Consider the following 2,040-nt stretch of genomic DNA (forward strand, 5'->3'; position numbering starts at 1 on the left):
GTTCTCATTACCTCTGGGCATCATCGGCTCTATCTTTTTCCTGCTGTTCACCAACAACACCATCAACCTGTATTCGCTGATCGGTATTCTGGTAATGGACGGCCTGGTCGCCAAAAACGGCACGTTGCTGTTAGACTACACTCTTACCCGGATTCACGAAGGCATTTCTCCTCTGGAAGCTGTAGTAGAAGCCGGCAAAGTCCGGCTGAAACCTATCTTTATGACCGCCATAACTATGGTAGTCGGCATGCTGCCCACGGCCCTGAGTCTTTCCGAAGGCTCGGAAACCCGTGTCAGCATGGCCTGGGTCATTATCGGTGGCATGATTACTTCTACCGTGTTTACACTGTTTGTAATTCCTGTATTGTTCCTCTGGCTGAAGAAACGGTTCCCAAAAAGGATATGAGGCAGCAAAATTTTAGAGCAGTGCTGATTAACTTCAGCGCTGCTCTTTTTGATTTGTTCGCAATAATATCCGATACAAGAATAATCACCCCGAATCAGATTTCACTGCAGAAATTCACTTTCCTTTCAGTCTTCCAACTGCATCGGCACGACAGTGATTACAGTGCTTCATCTGCCGGATCTTTTTACCACAGGTTAGCCGCAGCTGTTCAATCTGTTCACAAGACGGCGGCTTTTCTTTTTCCAGTTCACTGCCAGGCACCGGGAGCAACGGGATGATGTTCATAACATCACACTGCAACGCCTCCGCCAGGTTTGCTACCTTTTCAATCTGGTCCAGGTTGATTCCGTCGATCGCTACGCAGTTAATTTTGATAAACATGCCCAGTTTTTTTGCGACCCGTATCCCCTCGATCTGCTGATGGAAAAGCAGTTTGGCAGCTTCCAACCCTCTGTATTGCGTTCCTTTATAATTGACAAACGCATATAATTTTGCTCCGCATTCCGCTTCAACACAATTCACCGTCACCGTCACAAAACGCACGCCGCTCTCCCTCAGTTCCTCCGCATATTCCGGCAACAGCAATCCGTTTGTGGAAAGACATAAATATACTTCCGGATCCACGGCACGTATCTTCCGTAATGTTTCCTTTACAACCGGCCAGTTGGCCAGGGCATCCCCCGGCCCGGCAACACCGGCAACCGTAATTTCGGGAAATTGCTTCTTCTGGCTAAGGTACCAGTCAAGCGCCTCCACCGGCGTCATCACCCGCGCCGTTACTCCGGGACGGCATTCATTGGCACAGCAGTACTTGCGCAGGCAGTACCGGCACTGAATATTACAGGCAGGAGCCACCGGCAGATGGATCCGCGCGTACTGGTTCAGGCTTTCGGAAAAACAGGGATGCCTCGCAAAGTCATTTTCTCCTGCGCTGACATTGCTTTTAAAAATGTTTCCCTGTACAGTTGTGTTTGTTCTTCTGCTTTCCTGCGTCAAATGCAAAACCTCAACTTTTATACTGAACTTAATGAGACACTGATTAAATATATCACTGCTTTTAATCCCGCAGCGCCCGGAAGATTCCTTCCGCTTTATAGCGCACCCGCATTACCGCGTTCACGATCTGCTGGATGAGATACGCTGTGCCTTCCGCTCCCAACAGTGTCTGCCGTGTCAGGCAGACTTCGTCAACGACGGGATAAACGTACCGCACCAGTGGAAGCGAAAACCGTTCCGTCAGTTCTGCCTCAAAAGAAGAACCCAGCAACAGTACCGCATTGGAATGCTGCAATTCCGTTTCCAACTGATCCTGGTCGCCGGCATCTGTATCGAACTCAGCTGTAACATCCATCCCTAGTTCATCCTGCAGAAACCGCTTCATACCGGGACGATGCGCCCGGTCACCGGTAACTATCGCCGGAAGCAGGTACAACGTCGTCAGGTACATGCCGCTGTATCGGACCAACCGGTCTGCTTCCATTTCCATTTTGCGGATTTCTTCTGAAAAATCTAATGACAGGCGTTCTTCGAGTTTCTGTAAAAACACCCGCATGCCCTGGATTCCATACGGATACTCACAGCACAAATACGGGATGCCGAACTGCTCCCACATTGTTTTCGCCAATTTTTCCCCA

The 2,040-nt window shown here is 49.6% G+C and carries 3 protein-coding genes; 1 reads left to right on the plus strand and 2 read right to left on the minus strand.

The features are described from left to right. The coding region (locus ACZOWY_RS11725) for an efflux RND transporter permease subunit (RefSeq protein WP_484398431.1) at window positions 1–406 on the plus strand (406 nt) is incomplete at its 5' end. Window positions 407–520: 114 nt separating this feature from the next. Here the strand turns inward: ACZOWY_RS11725 and ACZOWY_RS11730 are convergent. Both ACZOWY_RS11730 and ACZOWY_RS11735 read right to left on the minus strand, forming a co-directional pair. After that, window positions 521–1,402, minus strand: coding sequence for a radical SAM protein (locus tag ACZOWY_RS11730; RefSeq protein ID WP_484398436.1), 882 nt, complete (start codon window positions 1,400–1,402; stop codon window positions 521–523). Between the two features lie 61 nt (window positions 1,403–1,463). Further along, window positions 1,464–2,040: nitrogenase component 1 (locus tag ACZOWY_RS11735; protein WP_484398437.1), on the minus strand; the 577-nt coding region annotated here is incomplete at its 5' end.

The sequence above is a fragment of the Succiniclasticum sp. genome, assembly GCF_056977735.1.